The following is a 23,091-nucleotide window of genomic DNA, read 5'->3' on the forward strand; positions in this document are numbered from 1 at the left end:
TAGACTAATTAATCTTTACGATTTTTTGTACGTTTTATGCGTGATGTTTGATTTCTTTTTGATTGACGAATTAAATGAAGCATCACCATCAAAATCATAAGAACACCCACAATCAAACTACCAATAATAAAGAGTTGCTTAACAGTCATTCCTTGATCACTCATAGCTACCTTTTTAGCGACACTATCAGTATAAGGAACTCGATGACCAGTCACGAGTAAACGATGACTGTTGACCATATAAGGTGTAGACGTTAATAGAGTCACTAAATCACGACTAGGTTGAATAGCAATTTTAGCTAAGTCTTTTGGTTTAACGACCTGAATTTTTTCAACTTTATAGGCCAAATTATCAGTCAAAATATTAACCACAAAAACATCTCCAACTTCCACTTGATCTAAGTCTGTAAATAATTTTCTGCTAGCTAGCCCTCGACGTCCTGAAATAATCGCATGTGTGCTAGCCCCACCTATTGGCATAGAGTGATTATCTAAAACAGTGACACCATTTTGTAATAAAAAATCAGTCGTTGTATCAAACATTGGTACAGTGATATTAATTTTTGGAATACTCACCGAACCAATCAGATGTTCTTTTCTAGTCCCATCAGATATGATTTCATCTTCATTAACATCCAAAAATGAATCCAAATTAACAACTACGTTATTTTTATTTTTTTTTGATTTTTTTCATTTAATGTTTTTTCTTGCAAAGCTATTGTTTCAGCATTTTTTTGTGCCATTTCTTGACCGAATTTCTTAATCTGATAATTATCCATATAACCATTGATTGCATCAACATAAAAAGGATAGCACATAATGAGTAGACCAATCAAAAGAAGTCCAAGCATAACTAAATGACTAATTAAACGATTATTAGGAACTGGTCGCAGCTTACGATTTTTACGTCTCATTTTGTCCCTCCTTCTTGATTAGTTATGTTAATTAACTCGACTTGTTTATGAGTGTTGACGAGATCTATTAGACCAAATACCTACCCCACCTACAACTAATTGTGGTGCTTTTGAGACTTTATCTTGTACCGCTTCACCTTGTTTTTTAAATGAATATGTCGCCTCATTTTGGATATAAACATCCAGTACTGCAAATTTATTAATGGTAATTGTATAATAGATTCTCAAAGTTTCTCCCGAATAAGAGCTTGATGCTTTTGCCGCTTCAATTGATTTTTGATCATCGACATTATCTGTAAGATTAAATTCAAGCATAAAACTAGATGGCGCTTTTTGTGTTAATTGACCATCAATTGTTTCAGGACCTTTGACATCAACAACTTGATAGTGATTTAATAAATAATTTTCTGTATTAAGATCAACTGTCTCATCTTTTTGTGTCACAATTCGATCAATTTGGTTAAATGTCGTTCCAATTGTATTCATTAAATCTTTTACTTGTAAGTTACTATATAATGTTCGAAGACCTTCATCTGTAGAATTAGTTTCACCAATACCATTTGGTACAGTAATTCAACATAATATTGGATTTGATCACCAACATTATGCGCATAACCGGTATCTACGCTAACATCATAAAGAATGTTTATTTCATTAACAGCTAATCAGTTTTCTTCTTTACTTTTTTTACCAACCATTTACTTATTAAATTCCTCTTTAATTGAATTCTTTGGATACAGCTGAATATCTGTTAATAATGTATTCGTTTCTGGGTTTTGGATAGGTAAGACAACAATCATCAGATCTGCCTTTTCATTAATATTAGAAGGTACTGACGTTTCAAGGAATAAATAGACCTGATATTGCTTATTAAGTTTAAATGGAACAGTAAAACTTACTTGACCATTAATATCTGTGTTTCTTTCCTGATCAATCAACCCAGTTCTTGGAACCTGACCATTTTGATATTTGCGTTCAATACTATTGCTAGCAGTTTTTATAGCCGTTTTTGGTTCTTCTGTAGTTGGTGTCTTATTAGTTCCTAATGCTTCATCGTAAGCTTGCCAAAATTTAGCTGAAACATTATATATCTCAAAACCAATACCAGTTAACGATTTGGCGTGATCAAATTGCTCCATTAGTAATCCTGTATTTTGGATTTCTCCAGGTAAATCATCATAAGCTTTTTATTTAAAGTAATCTTTACATTCTCTCGTTCATCCACTGCCATTGGTGAAGCATCTACTCCAATCCAAGGTACAGTGATTTCAATTCTTTTGTACTTGGTAAACGATCTTGCGTTGGCTTTGTTTTAACAATATTTGAAACATGTGTAGATTGCTCTTCAGTAGGCGCAGTTGGCTTTACCGGCTTTGACCCATCCTTATGTTTTAAATAGATATCGATAGTTTTTAAAGGGCTCTGACTATCAGATGAATAAATAGGTAATACTAGAACTATAGGAACAAAGCGCAAAGTATCAGCAGAGACTGGAGCGGATTGAACTTCTTGAATTAAATAAACTGCATCATGTGAATTTTGCTGCATCGGAAGTGTAATAACCCCAACATCATCGACCGTAGCTAAATCAATTAACTCTATTGGTTTAGCTAATTTTAATGTATTGTTCCAAGCTTTACCAGACCATTTTTCACTAAATTCTTTGGGACTCAGAGCTTCTATTTTTTGTTCGCTGACATAAACTTCTGTTAAATCATAAATCCCTAATTCTTTATCTAATCGTCCAGTCAACTGATGTGTAGGATCATTCGCATGAATATTTAATGTGACTTGATGACTCAAAGTGACAGCTGTCATCGTCTCACTTCCAACTACTAAATAAACCAAACCTAAACTAACTAGCACAGGTATAAGAAAAAAAAGTTTTTTCATCCTGATATGCCACCTCCTTTTTAAACTTGTCATTTCTTTTATACCGTAGAATTAAAAGTTAAATAAAGTACTTTTAAAAAACTTTGTGTATCAAAAAGACTTGAAAGAACCCTACTTATTCATTATATAATAGTAAAGTATTTTTTTATAGCTAAATCAATCATTTAGAAGTCAATTTAGTTGTAAAAAGTCAATAAAATATTTTTGTACGCTATTTTAGCTAAGTATTTTCTATAATATACCAAAAGTTGCTAATTTATCATTCAGTAGATCATACTTTTTTATCACAAATACTATTTATTGTATTTTAAATAGTTAATATAAAAAAGCATCAAAACCAAATTGGTTTTGATGCTTTATCTTATGATTTTTTATTAGAAAAATTTATTACTCAAATAGTCATCATAATTTAAGAATGACTCCTACCTTTAATTTTACAGACCAATGAAAGAACTTGGATCCATAAAGCCACTCCATAATCCTGTACTGATACCAAAATGTAAATGGACACCCGTAGAATTACCAGTTGTTCCCATACCACCGATCACATCTCCAGCTTGAACTTGAGAGCCACTTGCAATACCAGGTGCATTTAAATGCATATAGTATGTAAAGTAGCCATTATCATGTTGAATAATCACATGATTACCAGCACTTGGATGAAAACTAGACTCTACAACAGTTCCCGCACGAGATGCCATAATTGGTTGACCAGAAGATCCTGCCATATCAATTCCATCATGCCATGTTCCCGCAAAACCGTTAGGATCAGGACGTCCTCCAAAACCACTTGTAATTGTGATATTTGGAATCGGTCTTTGGAAACCACTACTACTTGAAGGCAATGGCCGAGATTCAGTTGATGTAGAAGCATCACTACTTGTATTTGTATTGTTACTTGTTCCAGGGTTACTTGACGGTTTAGATAGTGAAACTGTCTCACTTGATTCTACTGACTTAGCAGTTTGTTGAACTGTTTTTTGCGCTGCTTGTTGCTTAGCTAAAGCTTTGGCCTGAACTGCTTTTGCTTCTTTTTCACGAGCAGCTTGTTCTTTTTGTAATCTAGCATTTTCAGCAGCTATTTTTTCAGCTTGAGCTTTTTGCGCAACTAATTCTGATTTTTTGCCTTTAGCAGAATCTAAAGATTTTAAGATATCCTGTGCTAGTTTTAATTGTGCATCTTTTTCTGATTCCAATTCTGTTTGTTTAGATTTTAAATCATTCGCTTTTTGCGTTATTTCTTCCACTTTAATTTGTAACTGCTCTTGTTTTGCAGCTAATTCTTCTTGATCTTTTTTCTGTTCTTGAACAATATCATTATTAGCAGTCATCAATTTTGTATAAGCAACAGTTCGACTGATTGCATCTGATACAGATGAAGAATCCAAAATAACATTTACAAGATCTTGATCATTTTGATTAACCTGTGTAGAACGTGCCTGTTCTTCAATTTTTTCAGTACGTTTTTCAATTGCTTTTTCTAAGTTTGCAATATCAATCGTCAATTGGTTAGCTTCTTTTTCTAGAGTAACCTTTTCAGATAATAACTGATCAGATTCTTGTGTTAAAGCGCTAATATTGGCATCAATATCAGATAATTTACGATCAGCTGAATTTTTATCTGCAGCTAATTTATTAATAACTTTATTTTCATTGTCAATTTTTTTATCTATTGATTCAGCTTCAACTGTTCCAGCATGTGTCATAGCTACCAAACACGTTGCGGCAAAGGTGAAGATTAACGATTTTTTTGCTTTCATTGATTTACCCCTATACACATTCTTTTTTTTGTACTTATGCTCTTAATAGACTATACCATAGATTAGCATTATATTTAGTTACAATTTTATTACAAAAGTAAAACAATAAAAAACCTAGAATTAAATAACTCTAGGCTTTTATTACATTTATCACTCAGGCTTCAATTTAACTTCTAACTCAGATATTTTTCCAGTCTTTAAATACACAATCCACTCACAAACATTCGTCACGTAGTCGCCAATTCTTTCTAAGAATCCTGCAACATGCATATAATCTGCTCCGACGACTACAGTTTCTGGATCTTCTTGCATCGCTTGAATTGAATGGTGGTAAATATCTTTAAAGTATTGATTAATTATTTCGTCGTGTTGGGCAATTTGCATTGCGCGTTCGACATCAGTATTGACATATGCTACTAGAACCTCGTCAACCATTTTTGTCACATTCGCAGCCATTTGAGAAATTTCTTGTTCAATTTCAAGAACACGCTTATTTCCCTTAACACGAATTGTCGATTTAGCAATTGCTACAGCATGGTCAGCCATTCTTTCTAAATCACTACTAGCCTTCATGATGGTAACAATTGTCCGTAAATCAGTCGTAACAGGTTGTTGTAAAGCAATCATTTCAAAACTTCTTTTTTCTAAATCTTGTTCCTGTTGGTTGATTGCTGCATCTTCAACAATTACTTCTTTTGCTAAACTCTTGTCGTGATCAATAAAAGACTTAACTGATTTATTGATAGCGTGACTGACATCGTTACCCATATTATGAAACTTCGTGTGCAACTTATTTAGTTCTTCTTCAAATTGTGTTCTTAACATTATTTCTCATCCCCCTATAATCAATTGGTTGCTCCTTAATCCTTTAACCAAACTTACCAGAAACATAGTCATCCGTCTCTTGCTTACTTGGATTCAAGAATATTTTCTTTGTTTTATCGTATTCGATTAAGTGACCATTCAAGAAGAATGCTGTTTTATCCGAAATACGTGACGCTTGTTGCATATTATGTGTCACCATAATCATTGTGTACTGATTTTTTAATTCTAGTAGCATATTTTCTATTTTACCACTAGATACCGGATCTAGTGCACTAGTTGGCTCATCCAATAGAATAACTTTTGGTTTAACTGCTAAAACCCTTGCAATACAGACACGTTGCTGTTGTCCACCAGATAGAGATAACGCGCTTTTATTCAATTTATCTTTCACATCATCCCAAACAGCTGCAGCTTGTAAACTTTCTTCAACAATTTGGTCTAACTCTTCTTTTGAATGTTTTCCTTCTAATCTTAAGCCATAAATAACATTATCATAGATTGAAAAAGGAAATGGATTAGGCTGTTGAAAGACCATTCCAATTTGTTTACGTAATGACACAATATCCATTTTCGGACTATAAATATCATCATCACGATAAGTTACTTTACCTGTGATTGTAACATTAGGAATTAAGTCATTCATGCGATTTAACGTTCTCAAATAGGTTGACTTACCACAACCAGACGGACCAATTAGAGCCGTTATTCCACCCTCATCAAAATTCATTGTAATACCTTTAAGTGCTTCGTTTTTACCATAATATAGATGCAGATCATTCGATTCAATAATTGACATAAGGCTCCTCCTTAACCAAAGTGACCTGATACATAGTCATCAGTCGCTTGAATTTTTGGTCTTGTAAATATTTTTCTTGTCTTGTCATATTCCATCACTTTACCCATATAGAAAAATGCCGTATAATCACTAATTCTCGAAGCCTGTTGCATATTATGTGTCACGATGACAATCGTATAGTTTTCCTTCAAGTTAACTAACGTTTCTTCTACCTTACTTGTTGAGATTGGATCTAAAGCACTTGCTGGCTCATCGAGCAACAATATATCAGGTTTCATTGCAATAGCTCGCGCAATACATAAACGCTGCTGTTGACCACCAGATAATGCTAACGCACTTTTATTTAATTGATCTTTTACCTGTTCCCATAACGCTGCTTGTTTTAAACTAGTTTCAACAATTTCATCTAATTGTTTTTTGTCCTTCAAACCATGACGCCTTAAGGCAAAAGTAATATTATCATAAATAGATTTACTAAACGGATTGGGTCGTTGAAAAACCATACCTATATGTTTACGCATTTCAAAAACATCAATCGCTGGTGAGTTAACATCGGTGTCAGCATAAATGATTTTACCGGTAACCTTTGTATTGGCTATCTCATCATTCATACGATTCAATGACCTTAAATAGGTTGATTTTCCACAGCCTGATGGCCCAATTAATGAAGTGATTTTATTCTTTTCAAACTCTAAGGATACACCTTTAATTGCTTCATTATCACCATACCAGACATGAACATCTTCTGTTTCTAAAGCTATTTCCTGATGCGAGTCAAATCGGGTGATATGTGTCTCATCTAAATTATATTTTGTCATTTTCCTTACCTACCTAAGCTGATGTAATTTTCTTATGAAGTTTCTTACCAATAAAACGTGCTAAGAAATTAAATAGCAATACAGCAATAATTAATACCGCAGACGCGCCTGCAGATACTTGGGCACCGTCTGGCATATTACCTTCACTATTAACTTTCCAAATATGGACTGCTAGTGTTTCAGCCTGCCTAAAGATATTTAATGGACTAGAAATACTTAACGGATTCCAATTAGAGAAATCGAGTGCTGGAGCACTTTGACCGGCTGTATAAATTAAGGCTGCTGCTTCACCAAAAATACGTCCAGCACCTAAAATAACACCGGTTAAAATACCAGGTAATGCTTCAGGAATGACAACACGTGTCACAGTTTCCCAACGTGATAATCCTAGTGCTAAACCGGCTTCACGTTGTGTAAAATGGACTGCTTTCAACGATTCTTCTACATTACGTGTCAATAGTGGTAAATTGAAGAAAGTTAGTGCTAATGCACCGGAAATAATTGAAAACCCAAATCCAGCCTGAATAACAAAAATCAAGAAACCAAAGAGACCTACTACAACTGAGGGTAATGAACTCAACACTTCAATCGCAGTTCGAACGACATCTGTTAACCAGTTTTTTCGCGCGTATTCGGATAAATAAATACCCGCACCCAACGAAATTGGAACACTAATTAACATCGTAATAATTAATAAATAAAATGAGTTAAATAATTGAATTCCTATTCCACCACCAGCTTGAAAACTTTTTGATGGCTTAGTTAAAAAATTCCAAGAAATATGTGGTACTCCACGAACTAAAATATATAAAATTAAACTAGCTAAAATTGCAATGATAATTCCCGCAATCGTGTACAGTACACCTGTTGCTAACTTGTCAGCTTTTTTGGCATTCATTTATTTTAGTGCCCCCTTTTTCCCAATTAAGCGTGTAATAACATTAAAGAATAGTGACATCAATAATAACAATAGTGCAAGTGACCATAACACATTATTTTCAAGTGTCCCCATAATAGTATTACCAATTCCCATCGTTAGAACACTTGTTAAAGTTGACGCTGGGGTAATCAGGTTATGTGGCATTAATGATGCATTACCAATAACCATTTGAATAGCTAAGGCTTCACCAAATGCACGTGCCATTCCGAAAACAACTGCGGTTAAAATACCAGGAACAGCTGCTCTTAAAACAACCTTATAAATTGTTTGCCATCTTGTAGCACCTAAAGCCAATGAGGCCTCACGATAATGTCTTGGAACGGATTTTAATGCATCAACTGTCATTGACGTTACTGTTGGTAAAATCATAACGAAAAGAACAAATGTTCCGGCTAGGATACCAAAACCAGATCCGCCAAATACATTTCGAACAGCAGGTACAATTACTGAAAGTCCAATAAATCCATAAACAACAGATGGGATACCAACTAATAATTCAATAACTGGTTGTAAAATTTTAGTCCCTAATTTAGGTGAAATTTCTGTCATAAAGACTGCTGCCCCAATAGCAAATGGTGTAGCAATCAAAGCTGATAAGAGAGTAACGACAAAAGATCCAGTTAACATCGGTAATGCCCCAACTAGTGGTTGACCATTTTCACCTGTTGAACTAGGATTCCATTCTTTACCGAAAATAAAATCAAAAACATTTACTTTATCTGTAAAGAAAGTCGCTAGACCCTTACTAGCAACAAAATAGAAGATTGCGACTACGACTGCAACAATTAATAGAATAGCAAGAAAACTAATTGTTTTACCAAATTGTTCTAGTTTCGCTTTCTTTGATTTTTTTAACAACTTTTTCTGAATTTCTTCCAACTGTATTGCCCCCTATAAATGTTAGGATAGTTTAATTTTTGATAATATTACCTTGTGCATCTCTTGCAACTTGCATCTTAGAAACTGGAATATAGCCTAGCTGAGGAACAATATCATTTTGAACCTCGTCAGATACCATATAGGCTAAGAAATCTTTTGTTAAGCCTTTGGGTTCCCCTTTAGTATACATGTGTTCATATGACCAAATAATCCATTGATTAGTCATAACATTCTCTTCGGTTGGTTTTACTCCATCAATTGTTAAGATTGCAACGTCTTTTGTCACGTAAGAGAATGCCACGTAACTAATTGCACCAGGTGTAGTGCTAACAATTTGTCTTACCATACCTGTCGACTCTTGATCTTGTGACCGTTTAGCATCTGCTCCTTTAAGTACCCATTGCTCAAAGGTATAACGACTACCACTTCCAGCAGCACGATTGATTAGAACAACTGGTAAGTCCTTCCCACCAACTTCTTTCCAATTAGTAATTTCTCCAGTAAAAATTTTTTTCAAATTATCCATTGAAATATCTTTAACGCCAACTTCTTTATTAACAATAGGTGTTAAGCCGACAACTGCTACCTGATGGTCAACTAATTCTTTACTGTCAATACCAGATTTTTCTTCAGCAAATAAATCAGAATTACCAATTTCAACAGCTCCAGATTGAACTTGACTTAATCCAGTACCGCTACCACCACCTTGGACATTAATAAATTTACCCAAATGTTGACTACTGTATTGTTCGCCAGCCGCCTCGACTAATGGTTGCATAGCTGATGAACCAACCGCATTGATTGACTCCCCATTATCTACTTTACCACAACCAACAAAAAGTACTGACATCCCTAATAGCGTTAAACTTTTTACTACATTTTTCACAGGTGTACCCCCTAGTTATTTTTACATATAATTTACAAATATTCACTATCAGCTAAAGTTCCCAAACTAAACATATAGTTTAAGAAAGAAAAAATCAAGTATTTTTACAATCATTTTACAATAGTTTCCCATTTTTAATCATAAACTAACGAAATTATTGAAAAAGACAATTTTATATAGCAAAAGCTCTGAACAAAACTGATTATCAGCTTTGCTCAGAGCTTAGTATCTGACACAACAATCACCATATAAAGCTAATGTTTGTTACGCATATTTTATTAGTGTCTTTAGAGGTTTGCTTAATTTATTATTTTTTACAAAAGTTAAATTCTTAAAAATCGTCTCATCGAGAACACAGAACCAACTGAACCAATAACTACCCCAACGACTAAAATAATCGCATTAACTTGCAGGACTAGTTGTGTTGGACTGATTAACTGATAGGTAACCATATTTTTGACAAACATGATATAGACTTGAGAATAACCAAATGAAATAAGTAAAATTGGAACAATTGAACCTAAAACACCTATGAAGGCTCCTTCAAGGAAAAATGGCCAACGAATATAGCCATTTCTAGCACCAACTAAACGCATAATTTGAATTTCACGTTTTCGAGAAATAATGGTCATTCGAATGGTATTAGAAATTAAGAAAATCGCAACGATTAACAAGAATCCTGCAGCAATACCACCCCACAGTTTAACATTCTTAGATAAATTAAAGATTTTTTCTGAATTTTTTCCACCGTAGTCGGCTTTATCAACATTTGGTAATTCTGCTGCTGCTTTTTGAATTTTTTGGATTGACTCCGTATTTTTAGGTGTTAGGACATATACATCATATAATGGATTATCGTCACCATCAAACAATTTAAATGTGTCACCTAATCGATCAGTTAATTTTTTGTACTCATTGTGTTTACTTGAAAAAGTCACTTTATCCACGTCTGATATCTGACTTAGTTCTTCACCTAATTTTTTAGTATCTTCTTCATTTGTTCCAATCTCAACAAAAACTGAAACATCCACATTATCTTTAATGTCATCAGCAATTTTGCTAATATTCATAATTACACCTAAGAAAATGCCCAATAATGTTAATGTGACAGTAACCGCACTAACGGATGCAATTGTCATCCAACCATTACGTTTTAAGTTTTTTAACGCGCTACCGATGTGTCTAAAGAAATTTCTAATCATCGTACCCGTAATCCCCCTCATCTTGGTCTCGTGTAATGCGACCATTTTCAATCGCTAAAACACGGTGACGAATCGTATTTACAATCATACTATTATGAGTTGCCATAACAATAGTTGTCCCTTGAGCATTAATACGATCTAACAACTCCATAATTTCCCAAGAATTTTCTGGGTCTAAGTTACCGGTTGGTTCATCAGCAATTAAAACTTTTGGTGTGTTCACAATGGCACGCGCAATAGCAACCCGTTGTTGCTCACCACCAGATAACTCGCTTGGAAACACACGAACTTTATGTTTTAGACCGACTAAATCCAAGACTTCCATGACACGTTTTTTTACCTCACGTGGTTTCTTACCAATAACTTGCATCGCATAAGCCACATTTTCATAGACCGTTTTATGTGTCAATAATTTATAATCCTGGAAAACAATTCCAATTTCACGGCGTAAATAAGGTATATTGCGATTCTTAATTGTTAATAAATCATATCCACAAACATTCAATGTACCTTTTGTCGCCCTTTCTTCACGATACATCAGTTTGATAAATGTTGATTTACCAGCACCACTAGGACCTACAACATAAACAAATTCGCCCTGATTAATATTAATTGATACATTTCTTAAAGCAGTCGTACCATTTGAATATTTTTTGGTTACTCTTTGCATTTCAATCATGTATATATTCTCCCCGACTAGTTTATTCCAGCTTTTGGCTGTATTCAGTATAACATGAGTTTATCATGATTTTGCTAATTCTGCGTTACATTTTGATGTCAAAATAAGACTAATTTTACAGTTTCAAACGAAGATAAGCGTCAATGAAGCCATCAATATCTCCATCCATGACTGGCTGAGTATTACCGACTTCATAATTTGTTCGGTGGTCTTTAACCATTGAATAAGGGTGGAAGACATACGACCTAATTTGTGAGCCCCAGCCAATTTCTAATTGCTCGCCACGAATTTCAGCTGCTTCTTGTTCTTTTTTTTCAATTTCTAATTGATAGAGTTTAGCTTTTAGCATCCCCATGGCTTGCTCTCTATTTTTTAGTTGTGAACGTTGTGCTTGACTCGCAACAACAACACCAGTTGGTATATGTGTAATTCTAACTGCAGATTCTGTTTTATTGATATGTTGGCCACCTGCACCACTGGCACGATACGTATCAATTTTTAAATCGTCTGACTTAATCTCAACATCAATATTATCTGTTAACTCCGGCATCACATCAACTGAACAAAATGACGTGTGACGACGACTATTTGAGTCAAAAGGTGAAATTCTGACAAGACGATGAACACCTTTTTCTGATTTCAAGTAACCATAAGCATTGAACCCTTTAATTAATAGCGTCACACTTTTAATTCCAGCCTCATCACCAGCTAAATAATCAAGCATTTCGACACTAAAACCTTTATTTTCTGCCCATCGTGTATACATTCTAAGTAACATACTACCCCAGTCTTGAGACTCCGTTCCACCGGCACCAGGATGTAGCTCAATAATCGCATTATTCTTATCGTAGGGTTCACTTAAAAGTTGACTTAACTCATATTGATCTAACGTTAATTGAAAGGCCTTAACCTCTTGAACTAGCTCAGAAAACATCTCAGAATCATTTTCTTCTGCGACAAGTTCATATAAAACGACTAAGTCATCATAAGTTGATTCAATTTTTTTAAATGTCTCATACTGTGCTTTAATCTGATTGGTTTCATCAATAAAGGCTTGTGCTTTTTCAGAATCATCCCAAAATCCAGGTTCCCCCATATGATAATCTGCTTCTGCAACTTGTTCTTCTAGATTCTCTAAGTCAAAGAGACCCCCTGAAGTTAATAATTTTTTCAGAAAAATTTTCTAGGCTACTTTTAATTTCATGTAATTCCATGACAAATTATCCTCCTTATAAAAAAATGAAAAGCGACTTAGACAAGCCCAAGTCGCATGACATTTTATACTGGTTTACCATGACAATTTTTATATTTTTTCCCGCTACCACATGGACATAAATCATTTCGTCCAACAGGCTTATCAACGTGAATCGGTTGTTGTTTTTCACTACTAGATACATGATCTTGCTCATTAGGTTGAACAGGCTCACCTTTGGCAACTTGCTCACGTTGAACATTTTGACGCATTTCAGCTTTCATAAAGAGACGAGTCACTTCGTATTCAATTGAGCCAACCATATCAATAAACATTTGGTAACCTTCTGTTTGGTAATCAACTAATGGATTATTTTGACCATAGGCACGCAAACCAATTGATTCTCTCAATTGATCCATTGCATCAATGTGATCTGTCCATTTCATATCCACAACTCGTAAAATAACGACTTTTTGGAATTCAAGTAATTGCTCTGGACTATCAATTACTGCAACTTTTTCCTCATAGATTTCTTTTGCTTTTGTAAAGATGAAAGCTTTTAATTCATCGGCAGTCCGATTTTCTAAATCATCCTTAGAAATAGCATCTTCATGTGTAATAGCTGATCCAACAAAATCGACTAACCCTTCAAGGTTCCAATCTTTTTTCTCACCTTGTGTATGACTTTCAACGTAGCGTTCAATCGTCCGCTCAACCATACCAAGCAATACAGATGTTAAATCTTCTTCCGCTGTAATCACTTGATAACGTTGGCGATAAATAACTTCACGTTGCTCACGCATCACGTCATCATATTGTAAGACATTTTTACGTGTATCATAGTTATTTCCCTCAACACGTTTTTGTGCGCCTTCAACTTGTTTGGTCAACATTTTACTTTGAATAACTGCATCTTCTTCTTCTAAATTCATACGTTCTAAAAAGACTTTGATTCGTTCAGAACCAAAACGTTTCATTAAGTCATCTTCCAATGATAGATAAAATTGTGTTTCACCTGGGTCACCTTGACGACCAGCACGACCTCGCAACTGATTATCAATACGACGTGACTCATGGCGCTCAGTACCAATAACGCATAAACCACCTACTTCTTTAACTCCGTAGCCTAGACGAATATCCGTCCCACGACCAGCCATGTTGGTTGCAATTGTTACTGAACCCATTTGACCAGCATTCATAATGATTTCCGCTTCTTTAAAGTGGTTTTTCGCATTTAATACTTCATGTGGTACGTTTGCTTCATTTAACATCTGAGATAATAATTCAGAAGTTTCAACAGCAACTGTCCCCACTAGAATTGGTTGACCCAACTCATGGCGAGCTTTAATATCTTTAACTACTGCTTTAAATTTACTTGTTAATGTTGGGTACAACAAATCTTGATTATCAATACGAGCAATCTCACGGTTTGTCGGAATTTGAATAACTTGCATATTGTAAATTTCTCTAAATTCTTCTTCTTCCGTTTTTGCAGTACCAGTCATACCAGATAATTTTTTATACATTCTGAAGTAGTTTTGGAACGTAATATTCGCTAGGGTTTTTGTTTCATCTTCAATCTCAACGCCTTCTTTAGCTTCAATTGCTTGGTGCAAACCATCAGAATAGCGACGACCATCCATAATACGTCCAGTAAATTGGTCGACGATTAGGACTTTTCCTTCTTGAACCACATAGTCAATATCTTTAATCATAATATAATTAGCACGCAATGATTGATCTAAATAGTGAGTTAATGATGTATTAGTAATATCATATAAATTATCTAAATTAAAATGTTTTTCAGCTTTGGTAATACCGGCTTCAGTTAATGAGATTGTTTTGGATTGCACATCAATCTTATAATCTTCATCTGCAATTAATGTTTTAATGAAGTTATCCGCACGGTTATACATCGCTGTTGATTTTTCAGCTTGTCCAGAAATAATTAATGGAGTTCTTGCTTCATCAATTAAAATTGAATCGACTTCATCGACTACTGCAAAATTCAGTGGACGTTGGACCATTTGGTTACGATAAACAACCATGTTATCACGTAAATAGTCAAAACCAAGTTCATTATTTGTCGAATAAGTAATATCACATGCGTATGCTTCACGTTTTTCTTCAGCTGTTTTTGAATTTAAATTCAGACCAACTGTCAGACCAAGAAAATTATACAATTCACCCATCTCGCTTGCATCACGTGTTGATAAGTACTCATTAACTGTTACAACGTGTACGCCTTCACCAGATAAAGCATTTAAATAAACGGGCATTGTCGCTGTTAAGGTCTTCCCCTCACCAGTTTTCATCTCTGGAATGTTTCCATCATGTAAAACAATCCCACCCATTAATTGGACTTTGTAAGGGAATAAACCAAGAACGCGTTTTGCTGCTTCACGTACCACAGCAAAAGCTTCTGGTAACAACTCGTCTAAAGTTTCTCCTTTTTTATAACGTCCGCGAAACTCATCTGTCTTTGCTTGTAATTCCTCATCGCTAAGTGTCGACATCTTTTCAGCAAAAGTGTCAATTTTATCCGCAATATGTCCAAGTCTTTTTAACTCTTTTTTATCATTCTCAATTAAATTCTTTAAAAAATTAGCCATTGAATTAAATCCTACCCTCTCATAAGTAATCTTGTATTTTTTGTATAGTTTGAGGTCATCCTACATATTTTAGCATTAGTCGCTCGAAATTTAAACCTCATATTAAAAAAAGTTATTTTTTCAAAAAAAACCTCATGATTATACTCATGAGGTTAGACTAATGCTAAATCATTAATTAGTTTCGATTAAGCCATATTTACCGTCTTTACGACGATAAACAATACTTGTACCATTTGTTTCCGCATCTTCAAAGATGAAGAAATTATGACCTAACATATTCATTTGTAATACTGCTTCTTCACTGTCCATAGGTTTTAATGACAAACGTTTTGTACGAACAATTTCTAAATCTGGCTCTTCAGTTGTTGTTTCAACTTCTGTGCTAAAAACTGTCGTCGGTGCAATAGTTTCAGATTTTTGTCTAGATTTTCGATTGATTTTAGTTTTATATTTTCTAATTTGACGTTCTAATTTATCTACAACCAAATCAATACTTGCATATAAATCTGGTGACGTTTCCTCAGCACGTAATACAATATATGGTAAAGGAATTGTGACCTCTACTTTGGCTGTTTTATCAGAGTAAACCTTTAAGTTAACATGAGCTGTTGCATCTGGAACATTTGTAAAATATTTTTCAATTTTACCGATTTTCTTTTCAACATACTCTCTGATTGCTTGAGTAACCTCAATGTTTTCTCCGCGCACATTATATCTAAACATACTAATTGCCCCTTTCGTCGAACCAATATACTTATGAAAGAGAGTAGAAGAAGGACCACTCTTTCCTCCATCTCTTCTTACTTATATTATACCTAATTAATGAACAAATGACAAACAACTTCTAAATAAAATACGTTTTATCTTCATTTACCTTGCAAGCGATACCGAAGAAACTGTTTTTACACCTTGTTGTAATAAACAATCCCTCGCTAAACGCAGAGTCTTACCTGTGGTATAAATATCGTCAATCAAGATAATTGATTGATGCCTAATAGTTTTAAAATACTTTTTTTTAACGCTAAAGGATTGTTTCGTTAATAGTCGTTCATAACGTGTTTTTTCTGATTGGGCTTGTGTGGTATCTTCTTTAGTTAATAATGAACAATATGGTAGTTGACTTGCTTGTAGCATAGCTTCCACTTGATTAAAACCTCGCTGTCGTAGCCTATTATCAGCTAAAGGAATTGGTACAATTAACTGATGCTTTTGTCGCATTGGTTTCAGATAATCACGAAAAGTTAATGCAAATGTATCCGCTAACCGATAATTACCATGAAATTTGAATTGCTTAAAAAAATCCTTCATCTCATTATTATAATCAAACAACGCTTGATGATGTAGACATTTTTTAGGCTCAATTTTTTGCCATTCTAGACAATCTTGACAAATCCCTCCTGTTTGCTGTCTAGTCATTAATTTACAACAATTATGGCATCGTTTATCTAGCGACTCATCAATCCTTGAAAATGTTTCACGACATGAGGTACATAAGTAATCTGATAAAATAACTTGTGGCACAAAAAGTATTTTAACAGATAATGTAATTAACAGTTTTTGATGACATAGACGACATTCCAATTTAATCCACCTCTACTCTCTATTCATCTTTTCAATTAACGACTGTGCCTGTTTCATCGTCAAACTAATACCATCATGAACGAAATAAACGTTACCAGTCGGATAATTTGGTACACGACCAACACGACCAGCAATTTGAACGAGACTTGCCGTAGTATAAACACGGTGGTTAGCTAACATAATCATGACATCAATTTTAGGAAATGTGACCCCTCGTTCTAAAATGGTCGTTGTTAGTAACCAATCTATCTTTTGCTGTCGCATAGCCGTGACTAATTCCTCACGATTTGGTGACTGTGCATGAACCATCGCAATTTTTTTGTAACGATACAATTTTTGCAAATGACGATAATTTTTAATCATTAGAGCAATACTTGGAAAAAAAATTAAAAGTTGTCGCTTCTGATGAGACAAAATCGTCTTAACTGGATTGGGTATCGTTCCTCGTGATAGCTTACTTTTTAACTGGTAGACCCAAACTAACTTTGGCTCTGGTAAGGGATAGCCATGATATCTTTTAGGTAAATAGCTGATTTCTTTTTCAGTTAACTGAGCGAGGAGCTTTTTAGAAGGTGTCGCTGTCAAAAATATAAGCAAGCCATGTTTTTTTAATGCTTGACGCGTACCATATTCTAGCATTAGATTGTCAGCATAAGGAAAAGCATCAATTTCATCAACAATTAACAAGTCAAAAGTACGATAAAAACGCAACAATTGATGCGTCGTACAAATAACAAATTGTGACCAAACGTAGAGCTCATCTTGTCCACCATACAATAACGTTATCGTTTCATTTGGAAATGCCTTTTTTAGACGTGGAAATAATTCTAGACAGACATCTACACGCGGTGATGCTAACCCTACTTTTTTACCATCAGCTAGTGCACGTTTAATAACTAAAAAAAGCATTTCTGTTTTCCCAGCACCTGTTACAGCATGAACCAAATGGACAGAACGTTTTTTGCGATAACATCTCACTAGTTGATTAGCAATTTCCTTTTGGTGAACTGTCAATCTGCCGGACCATGTCAAACTAACTGAATGTTGGTAACTAACTGATGGTAATAAACGTTCCTTTAAAGTGTACAGTCCATTCCGATTAGTTACTCGTCCCATAACCAGACATTCGGGACAATAATAAAATGCTTCTAATTGATTTTCTATTTTTACCTCTTGCTTGAAATACGTTGTACCACAACGAGTACAAGTAATCTGTTGAGATGCTATCTTCATTCCATCATAGCGTTTGACGTTCTCTGTAGTTAAGTAGATCCAATACTCTCGGGGTATTTCACTCTTTAATAAGCGTCGTCCCATTAAATATTTGATGAATTCCTTCAAATAAATCAGCTCCATTTTAAAATAATATACGCGAATAACTAGTTGTATCTCTTAAAATAGACTATAATGTGAGATAGATTATTATGACTTATCGAGAGGGTGTATCCTATGAAAAAATATTTTGTGATTGAATCATCTGATCAAACAATCGACTTAAATGGTATTATTTGGCAAGCTGATACAACAAAAATGCCCCGTGCAATTTTTCAAATTGTCCACGGTATGGCAGAATATATTGAACGCTATGATGAATTTGCTCAATTTTTAGCGATGCACAATTTTTTAGTCATTGGCCACGACCATTTAGGACATGGTGATTCAATTGATTTTGAAGCACCACAATACGGCTTTTTTTCTGAAAAAGATAGTAGTCAGCATTTGATTAATGATACTTATCAAATGACCAACTACATAAAAAAAAGATGGCCTGATATTCCCATTTTTATTCTAGGACATAGCATGGGATCATTTGTTGTAAGGAATTACTTAAAATTGTACAGTGATGAAGTTGCTGGAGCAGTATTGATGGGAACAGCAACCTATCGCAAAGAATTAAAAGTCGCAAAAAATTTATTAAAAGGTTTAAATACATTGTCGCCTAAAACCGTTAATCCCGCTATTCATAAACTATTATTTGGCTCTTTCAATAAAAAAATTAAAAAACCACAATCTGCTATGGCTTGGCTCTCAAAAAATGAAGAAAATGTCACAAATTATGATAATGACTCAAAAGCTGGATTTATCTTTACGAATAATGGTTTCTTCACCTTAGCTGATTTATCCATTGAAGCCACGAAAAAGAACTGGTTTAACCCAATTCGACGTGACTTACCATTTTTAATCATTAGTGGTGAGCAAGATCCTGTTGGTAATTATGGTAAGGGGCCACGTAAAGTCGCACTTGAACTAAGTGATAACTATTTTACAGATGTGACGCTACGGCTGTATAGCGATCTCCGCCATGAACTACTTAATGAAACTGAAAAAGAAGACATTATGTATGACATTTATGATTGGTGTACATCTCGATTAAACTAAAAAAGCAAGTCATCCTCACAAACTGGAGGTGACTTGCTTAATTTAATTGTTCGAATGTTCCTAGCATCGTATCAAGTTCCTCAAGTAATTCTTTAGAGGGTTCTGAGTCACTAGTCCAAGCTGCTAGATTAATAAAATAATCATCTGTTTGGATTAAGTATGTCCGATACGTTAGTGTACGATCTTTGGCATCTTTTAAGGTAAAACCCAGATAAAAGGCTGGCAAATCATTTAATTCTCGTTTAACCGGTTCAACCGTTATCTTTCCTTGACTAGCTAGTAATTTTTTAACAAATTCTTTTTGATAATCTTCTAATGATTGCTTTTCCACAGGTTCAAATCCTGCTGTCATAAAGCTCTTTTTATCTTTATTTGCAACTAAAAAAGCAATCTTTGAATCTTTATCTGGGAACTTAATCCACCCATTTAACAAACGAAACCGGTACTGATGTTCATCAAAATCTAACGTATACATTAACGCTTCATTTGGCTTAGTTGGCTCTTCCTTTGCTGTTAATTTTTTAGCTGTTGAGCAACCACCTAGTAATGTCGCAGCAACTAATAATAATAGCATCATCTTTAACTGAACTTTCATACAATGACTCCTTATTAAAAAAATTTGATTGGAGAGGTTTTAACTATGTTATCTACATATTATACAATTAAACAAAATGGTTCACATACCATCGACATCAAGAAATCGCAATTTATCTGTTCACTATACCGAATTCAATCGGAAGAAGACGCAAAAGAAATCATCGCTTCAATAAAAAAAGAACATTGGAAAGCTAATCACAACTGCTCAGCATTTGTGATTGGTGATAATCAAGACATTCAACGCTCAAGTGACGATGGAGAACCAAGCGGAACAGCAGGCGTCCCAATGTTAGAAGTCTTAAAAGTTAAGCAACTTCATAATGTCTTAGCCGTTGTCACTCGATACTTTGGTGGTACAAAACTTGGAGCTGGTGGCTTAATTCGCGCCTATAGTCAGTCTGTCTCAGAAGCAATTGCTCATATTGGTTTAGTCGTTGGTAAGTTACAACAAGAAGTCCATATAGAGGTTGATTATGCGACTCACAATAAATTAGACTACTACTTACAGCAACAAACTATTACGGTCAAAGACACATCATTTACTGACAAGGTTTGTGTCATTGCTATGGTAGATGAAGCAGATAAACAAACCTTCAAAGAGAATTTGATCAATCTACTCAACAATCAATGCGTCATTACTTTTGGATCAGTAACTTATATGGAACGACCGATTTAACTGAAAGCCTTAAAGACTGTTTACTATACTAGTCTTTAAAGCTTTCGATTATTTTTCTAAATAAAATTCAAAACGTTCACCAACGTATACGCTACGGACATATTCAAATGGTGTGTCGTCTTCAAAATAAGATACTTGTCTCAAACGCAATACTGCATCACCTTTTTTAATATCTAAATAGTCTGCAATACGCTCCGAAGCTACCAATGCTGAAATCGTTTGAGCCGATTTCCCAATTTTTTTATGTTCTTTTTCAGCTAAAACATGATATAACGACTTTGTTACCTCTTGCTTATCATAGGATGAAATTAAATCATAAGGAATACTCGCCACTTCAAAACAAATTGGCACATCATCAGCATAACGAATACGTTCCATCTTAATAATCGTCGTATCTTCAGCCAAGTTTAATTGTTCCATCTCACTTGAACTTGGTTTAGTCACAAAATAAGATAAAGTTTTACTAGACGGTACACTACCTTGTGACCGGACAATATCAGAAAAACTAGTTGTCCCTAACATTGTCTCTTGAACCTTTTTACGTGCCACATAAGTTCCCGAGCCAACTTTTCTTTCCAAAATCCCTTCATCAGCCAATGTTTGAATCGCTTGTCTCAACGTCATACGACTTACATTGAACGTTTCAGACAGTTCTCTTTCTGATGGCAAACGATCACCTATTTTCCATTTACCCTCGTGAATTTCTTGTTTAATCTGATCATGAATCTGTATATATACTGGTAATTTAGCTGCTACCATGTCTAACACGACCTTTTCCATAAGTTTCTAATACTCATTATAACTGGTATAGACATAAGCTACAAGAAACTTTCGCAATTTTGTCATAAAGCAATAAAAGAGACTGACAATTTTTGCCAGTCTCTTTTATTTTGTCTAACTATTTATCAATCAAAGCCAATGGCCTTGCTGTAGCTGATTGGTTTAATATAACTTAGCACGCCACTTACGAGCATTTTTCTTTCCGTTTTTTAACAAATTAAGTTTATGCGGTTTAACTAATACACCATTCGCTTTTAAATTATCAAAATTCGTCGCTTCTTTAACTACACCAGTATAATGAACTAATTGATCTCTTAATTTTATTGTCGTATCTTGCATCATTTGTCATCACTCCAATCTATTATAAGTACCTTAATTTTAACATACCATCACATAAAAAAAACCACATCTCAAATCAGATGTGGTCAATACTGGGCTAGCTGGATTCGAACCAACGAGTGACGGAGTCAAAGTCCGTTGCCTTACCGCTTGGCTATAGCCCAATTATATGGAGGGAGGCAGATTCGAACTGCCGAACCCGAAGGAGCGGATTTACAGTCCGCCGCGTTTAGCCACTTCGCTATCCCTCCAAAATCAAGGTTGTATAACTGTCGTATCAACCCGACTTAAATATAATACCCAATATCTCAAAAAAAATCAAGACCTTTTAATTAAAAAAATTTAAACTTTTTTTAATTTGTTAAATTCCAATAACGTAATAATTCTTCACAACCAGAATCAATACTTTTTGTAAATAAATTAAATGACGTTCCACTAGATACTTGAAATTTATTTTCTGATAACTCAGTAATCTCACCAATCACTGTTTTTCCAGATGTTAATTGATAAATTGTTACCATCTCACCGTTTCTTTGGACAGTCACTTCATTTAATTCAACTTCCACAGATTTATTTTTTTTCATCGTACATTTCATCCTCTCTTATCAATCCTAACTGAGAATATCATAATTTAAACAATTTGTTAAGTCTGAAAACAAATAAAAAGATGCCCGTAGCATCTTTTTACCTATTTTTATGGCTTGTTTCAAATGATGATTCAACAACATAACCATGACTTTCAATTAATTGTCGCAGAGCTGTTTCATCCGTCGCTGTCGTTTGAAAAACAATCGTAGGTGCTTGGTTTTTTCGATAAACAACAACTTGAATAATACTTATATCGTGTTCAGCTAAGATTGCCGTCACTTTTGCCAAAACACCATTGTGATCATTCTCAATTTTAATAGCAATTCTTGTCCCTGCTTCGTAGTACCCAGTAAGCTCTAGAAAAGCGTCAAAAATATCATTATTCGTGATGATACCAACTAAATCTTTTTGTTCATTGATAACAGGTAGAACACCAACATTATTAGTACGCATTTGATAAATAGCATCTTCTAATAAACAAGTCTCAGAAATCGTTGCAACATCTGTAATCATTACATCTGCAGCCGTCGTTTTATTCAATAAATAGTTCATTTCATACACACTTAAACTTGTTGCCTTAGATGGCATTGCTTCTTGAATTGTTCCCTCTGTTAACAAACCAATTAAGCGATTATTTTCAACTACAGGCAAACGATGAATCTCATGTTGACGCATTAAATCAACAGCATCAAAAATTTTAATTGTCGGCTCTATTGTAATTAAATTGGTCGACATAGTATCTTTAACTAACATTTA

Annotated in this window: 26 protein-coding genes and 2 tRNA genes; 2 read left to right on the forward strand and 26 right to left on the reverse strand. The window is 34.4% G+C overall.

Features of this window, described 5'->3' with window-relative positions; translation table 11 throughout:
* Positions 1 to 8: 8 nt before the first annotated feature.
* The 19 genes from BW732_RS02870 to BW732_RS02955 all read right to left on the reverse strand — a co-directional run bounded on the left by BW732_RS02870 (position 9) and on the right by BW732_RS02955 (position 18,317).
* Positions 9 to 650 carry a class C sortase gene (locus tag BW732_RS02870; RefSeq protein ID WP_228414967.1) on the reverse strand — a complete coding sequence of 214 codons (642 nt, stop codon included), beginning with the start codon at positions 648 to 650 and terminating at the stop codon, positions 9 to 11.
* Between the two features lie 8 nt (positions 651 to 658).
* Entirely contained in the window at positions 659 to 913 is a 255-nt protein-coding gene (locus BW732_RS11520) for a hypothetical protein (RefSeq protein ID WP_228414968.1), read from the reverse strand.
* 45 nt (positions 914 to 958) lie between these two features.
* Entirely contained in the window at positions 959 to 1,399 is a 441-nt protein-coding gene (locus tag BW732_RS02875; RefSeq protein WP_077275379.1) for a hypothetical protein, read from the reverse strand.
* A 212-nt stretch (positions 1,400 to 1,611) separates the two neighbouring features.
* Complete coding sequence (locus BW732_RS02880) at positions 1,612 to 2,052, reverse strand: pilin N-terminal domain-containing protein (protein WP_077275380.1); 441 nt, start codon at positions 2,050 to 2,052, stop codon at positions 1,612 to 1,614.
* Between the two features lie 103 nt (positions 2,053 to 2,155).
* Positions 2,156 to 2,806, reverse strand: coding sequence for a pilin N-terminal domain-containing protein (locus tag BW732_RS02885; RefSeq protein WP_077275381.1), 651 nt, complete (start codon positions 2,804 to 2,806; stop codon positions 2,156 to 2,158).
* 434 nt (positions 2,807 to 3,240) lie between these two features.
* Positions 3,241 to 4,566 (reverse strand): murein hydrolase activator EnvC family protein, encoded by a 1,326-nt coding sequence (locus tag BW732_RS02890; RefSeq protein WP_077275382.1) that lies wholly within the window; start codon positions 4,564 to 4,566, stop codon positions 3,241 to 3,243.
* 150 nt (positions 4,567 to 4,716) lie between these two features.
* Complete coding sequence (phoU, locus tag BW732_RS02895) at positions 4,717 to 5,391, reverse strand: phosphate signaling complex protein PhoU (protein ID WP_077275383.1); 675 nt, start codon at positions 5,389 to 5,391, stop codon at positions 4,717 to 4,719.
* A gap of 43 nt (positions 5,392 to 5,434) precedes the next feature.
* Positions 5,435 to 6,187, reverse strand: a complete 753-nt coding sequence (gene pstB, locus BW732_RS02900; protein ID WP_077275384.1) for a phosphate ABC transporter ATP-binding protein PstB — start codon at positions 6,185 to 6,187, stop codon at positions 5,435 to 5,437.
* An 11-nt stretch (positions 6,188 to 6,198) separates the two neighbouring features.
* Positions 6,199 to 7,005: a phosphate ABC transporter ATP-binding protein PstB gene (gene pstB / locus BW732_RS02905; protein WP_077275385.1), complete on the reverse strand. Its 807-nt coding sequence runs from the start codon at positions 7,003 to 7,005 to the stop codon at positions 6,199 to 6,201.
* Positions 7,006 to 7,018: 13 nt separating this feature from the next.
* Positions 7,019 to 7,903, reverse strand: coding sequence for a phosphate ABC transporter permease PstA (gene pstA, locus BW732_RS02910; RefSeq protein WP_077275386.1), 885 nt, complete (start codon positions 7,901 to 7,903; stop codon positions 7,019 to 7,021).
* Entirely contained in the window at positions 7,904 to 8,824 is a 921-nt protein-coding gene (pstC, locus tag BW732_RS02915; RefSeq protein WP_077275387.1) for a phosphate ABC transporter permease subunit PstC, read from the reverse strand.
* Between the two features lie 31 nt (positions 8,825 to 8,855).
* Entirely contained in the window at positions 8,856 to 9,674 is an 819-nt protein-coding gene (locus BW732_RS02920) for a phosphate ABC transporter substrate-binding protein PstS family protein (protein ID WP_077276852.1), read from the reverse strand.
* A gap of 359 nt (positions 9,675 to 10,033) precedes the next feature.
* Positions 10,034 to 10,912 carry a permease-like cell division protein FtsX gene (gene ftsX / locus BW732_RS02925; RefSeq protein WP_077275388.1) on the reverse strand — a complete coding sequence of 293 codons (879 nt, stop codon included), beginning with the start codon at positions 10,910 to 10,912 and terminating at the stop codon, positions 10,034 to 10,036.
* Positions 10,905 to 11,591 carry a cell division ATP-binding protein FtsE gene (gene ftsE / locus BW732_RS02930; RefSeq protein WP_077275389.1) on the reverse strand — a complete coding sequence of 229 codons (687 nt, stop codon included), beginning with the start codon at positions 11,589 to 11,591 and terminating at the stop codon, positions 10,905 to 10,907. Before ftsE ends, ftsX begins: the two co-directional genes overlap by 8 nt.
* Before the next feature lie 115 nt (positions 11,592 to 11,706).
* Positions 11,707 to 12,805 (reverse strand): peptide chain release factor 2 gene (prfB, locus tag BW732_RS02935; RefSeq protein ID WP_126844191.1). Its coding sequence is split into 2 segments (ribosomal slippage): positions 11,707 to 12,732 and positions 12,734 to 12,805, totalling 1,098 coding nucleotides; the frame shifts between segments, so codons are not numbered across the junction.
* A gap of 64 nt (positions 12,806 to 12,869) precedes the next feature.
* Positions 12,870 to 15,395, reverse strand: coding sequence for a preprotein translocase subunit SecA (secA, locus tag BW732_RS02940; RefSeq protein ID WP_077275391.1), 2,526 nt, complete (start codon positions 15,393 to 15,395; stop codon positions 12,870 to 12,872).
* A gap of 171 nt (positions 15,396 to 15,566) precedes the next feature.
* Positions 15,567 to 16,118, reverse strand: coding sequence for a ribosome hibernation-promoting factor, HPF/YfiA family (gene hpf, locus BW732_RS02945; protein WP_077275392.1), 552 nt, complete (start codon positions 16,116 to 16,118; stop codon positions 15,567 to 15,569).
* Between the two features lie 147 nt (positions 16,119 to 16,265).
* Positions 16,266 to 16,976 (reverse strand): ComF family protein, encoded by a 711-nt coding sequence (locus tag BW732_RS02950; protein WP_077275393.1) that lies wholly within the window; start codon positions 16,974 to 16,976, stop codon positions 16,266 to 16,268.
* 12 nt (positions 16,977 to 16,988) lie between these two features.
* Positions 16,989 to 18,317, reverse strand: a complete 1,329-nt coding sequence (locus BW732_RS02955) for an ATP-dependent helicase ComFA (RefSeq protein ID WP_161485502.1) — start codon at positions 18,315 to 18,317, stop codon at positions 16,989 to 16,991.
* Between the two features lie 108 nt (positions 18,318 to 18,425).
* On the opposite strand from BW732_RS02955, the gene BW732_RS02960 reads away from it, so the two are divergent.
* The gene (locus BW732_RS02960) at positions 18,426 to 19,355 is read left to right on the forward strand and encodes an alpha/beta fold hydrolase (RefSeq protein ID WP_077275395.1); all 930 of its coding nucleotides are present in this window, start codon (positions 18,426 to 18,428) and stop codon (positions 19,353 to 19,355) included.
* A 37-nt stretch (positions 19,356 to 19,392) separates the two neighbouring features.
* Here the strand turns inward: BW732_RS02960 and BW732_RS02965 are convergent, their stop codons facing one another.
* The gene (locus BW732_RS02965) at positions 19,393 to 19,950 is read right to left on the reverse strand and encodes a hypothetical protein (protein ID WP_077275396.1); all 558 of its coding nucleotides are present in this window, start codon (positions 19,948 to 19,950) and stop codon (positions 19,393 to 19,395) included.
* A 45-nt stretch (positions 19,951 to 19,995) separates the two neighbouring features.
* On the opposite strand from BW732_RS02965, the gene BW732_RS02970 reads away from it, so the two are divergent.
* Positions 19,996 to 20,628, forward strand: a complete 633-nt coding sequence (locus BW732_RS02970; protein ID WP_077275397.1) for a YigZ family protein — start codon at positions 19,996 to 19,998, stop codon at positions 20,626 to 20,628.
* A 48-nt stretch (positions 20,629 to 20,676) separates the two neighbouring features.
* On the opposite strand, the gene BW732_RS02975 is transcribed toward BW732_RS02970, so the two are convergent.
* From BW732_RS02975 to BW732_RS03000, 6 genes are all read right to left on the reverse strand, one after another.
* Positions 20,677 to 21,387: a GntR family transcriptional regulator gene (locus BW732_RS02975; RefSeq protein ID WP_077276853.1), complete on the reverse strand. Its 711-nt coding sequence runs from the start codon at positions 21,385 to 21,387 to the stop codon at positions 20,677 to 20,679.
* A 183-nt stretch (positions 21,388 to 21,570) separates the two neighbouring features.
* The gene (locus BW732_RS02980; protein ID WP_077275398.1) at positions 21,571 to 21,750 is read right to left on the reverse strand and encodes a hypothetical protein; all 180 of its coding nucleotides are present in this window, start codon (positions 21,748 to 21,750) and stop codon (positions 21,571 to 21,573) included.
* A gap of 89 nt (positions 21,751 to 21,839) precedes the next feature.
* Positions 21,840 to 21,911: transfer RNA gene (locus BW732_RS02985), tRNA-Gln, on the reverse strand.
* Between the two features lie 6 nt (positions 21,912 to 21,917).
* A tRNA-Tyr gene (locus tag BW732_RS02990) sits at positions 21,918 to 21,998 on the reverse strand.
* Positions 21,999 to 22,100: 102 nt separating this feature from the next.
* Positions 22,101 to 22,331 carry a DUF2969 domain-containing protein gene (locus BW732_RS02995; RefSeq protein WP_161485503.1) on the reverse strand — a complete coding sequence of 77 codons (231 nt, stop codon included), beginning with the start codon at positions 22,329 to 22,331 and terminating at the stop codon, positions 22,101 to 22,103.
* Positions 22,332 to 22,431: 100 nt separating this feature from the next.
* On the reverse strand, positions 22,432 to 23,088 hold the full coding sequence (locus BW732_RS03000) for a CBS and ACT domain-containing protein (protein WP_077275400.1): 657 nt from the start codon (positions 23,086 to 23,088) through the stop codon (positions 22,432 to 22,434).
* Positions 23,089 to 23,091 lie beyond the last annotated feature (3 nt).

The sequence above is a fragment of the Vagococcus penaei genome (genome assembly GCF_001998885.1).
Classification (GTDB): Bacteria; Bacillota; Bacilli; order Lactobacillales; family Vagococcaceae; genus Vagococcus; species Vagococcus penaei.

What these genes read in the sequence shown, in the direction of transcription:
- BW732_RS02885 (WP_077275381.1), bottom strand. Translation starts at nt 2,806, where the DNA reads ATGAAAAAACTTTTTTTTCTTATACCTGTGCTAGTTAGTTTAGGTTTG.
- BW732_RS02980 (WP_077275398.1), bottom strand. Translation starts at nt 21,750, where the DNA reads ATGATGCAAGATACGACAATAAAATTAAGAGATCAATTAGTTCATTAT.
- hpf (WP_077275392.1), bottom strand. Translation starts at nt 16,118, where the DNA reads ATGTTTAGATATAATGTGCGCGGAGAAAACATTGAGGTTACTCAAGCA.
- phoU (WP_077275383.1), bottom strand. Translation starts at nt 5,391, where the DNA reads ATGTTAAGAACACAATTTGAAGAAGAACTAAATAAGTTGCACACGAAG.
- pstA (WP_077275386.1), bottom strand. Translation starts at nt 7,903, where the DNA reads ATGAATGCCAAAAAAGCTGACAAGTTAGCAACAGGTGTACTGTACACG.
- BW732_RS11520 (WP_228414968.1), bottom strand. Translation starts at nt 913, where the DNA reads ATGAGACGTAAAAATCGTAAGCTGCGACCAGTTCCTAATAATCGTTTA.
- pstB (WP_077275385.1), bottom strand. Translation starts at nt 7,005, where the DNA reads ATGACAAAATATAATTTAGATGAGACACATATCACCCGATTTGACTCG.
- BW732_RS02965 (WP_077275396.1), bottom strand. Translation starts at nt 19,950, where the DNA reads ATGAAAGTTCAGTTAAAGATGATGCTATTATTATTAGTTGCTGCGACA.
- BW732_RS02920 (WP_077276852.1), bottom strand. Translation starts at nt 9,674, where the DNA reads ATGTCAGTACTTTTTGTTGGTTGTGGTAAAGTAGATAATGGGGAGTCA.
- BW732_RS02880 (WP_077275380.1), bottom strand. Translation starts at nt 2,052, where the DNA reads ATGGAGCAATTTGATCACGCCAAATCGTTAACTGGTATTGGTTTTGAG.
- secA (WP_077275391.1), bottom strand. Translation starts at nt 15,395, where the DNA reads ATGGCTAATTTTTTAAAGAATTTAATTGAGAATGATAAAAAAGAGTTA.
- BW732_RS02875 (WP_077275379.1), bottom strand. Translation starts at nt 1,399, where the DNA reads ATGAATACAATTGGAACGACATTTAACCAAATTGATCGAATTGTGACA.
- ftsX (WP_077275388.1), bottom strand. Translation starts at nt 10,912, where the DNA reads ATGATTAGAAATTTCTTTAGACACATCGGTAGCGCGTTAAAAAACTTA.
- BW732_RS02960 (WP_077275395.1), top strand. Translation starts at nt 18,426, where the DNA reads ATGAAAAAATATTTTGTGATTGAATCATCTGATCAAACAATCGACTTA.
- BW732_RS02975 (WP_077276853.1), bottom strand. Translation starts at nt 21,387, where the DNA reads ATGGTAGCAGCTAAATTACCAGTATATATACAGATTCATGATCAGATT.
- pstB (WP_077275384.1), bottom strand. Translation starts at nt 6,187, where the DNA reads ATGTCAATTATTGAATCGAATGATCTGCATCTATATTATGGTAAAAAC.
- BW732_RS02995 (WP_161485503.1), bottom strand. Translation starts at nt 22,331, where the DNA reads ATGAAAAAAAATAAATCTGTGGAAGTTGAATTAAATGAAGTGACTGTC.
- BW732_RS02970 (WP_077275397.1), top strand. Translation starts at nt 19,996, where the DNA reads ATGTTATCTACATATTATACAATTAAACAAAATGGTTCACATACCATC.
- BW732_RS03000 (WP_077275400.1), bottom strand. Translation starts at nt 23,088, where the DNA reads ATGTTAGTTAAAGATACTATGTCGACCAATTTAATTACAATAGAGCCG.
- BW732_RS02890 (WP_077275382.1), bottom strand. Translation starts at nt 4,566, where the DNA reads ATGAAAGCAAAAAAATCGTTAATCTTCACCTTTGCCGCAACGTGTTTG.
- ftsE (WP_077275389.1), bottom strand. Translation starts at nt 11,591, where the DNA reads ATGATTGAAATGCAAAGAGTAACCAAAAAATATTCAAATGGTACGACT.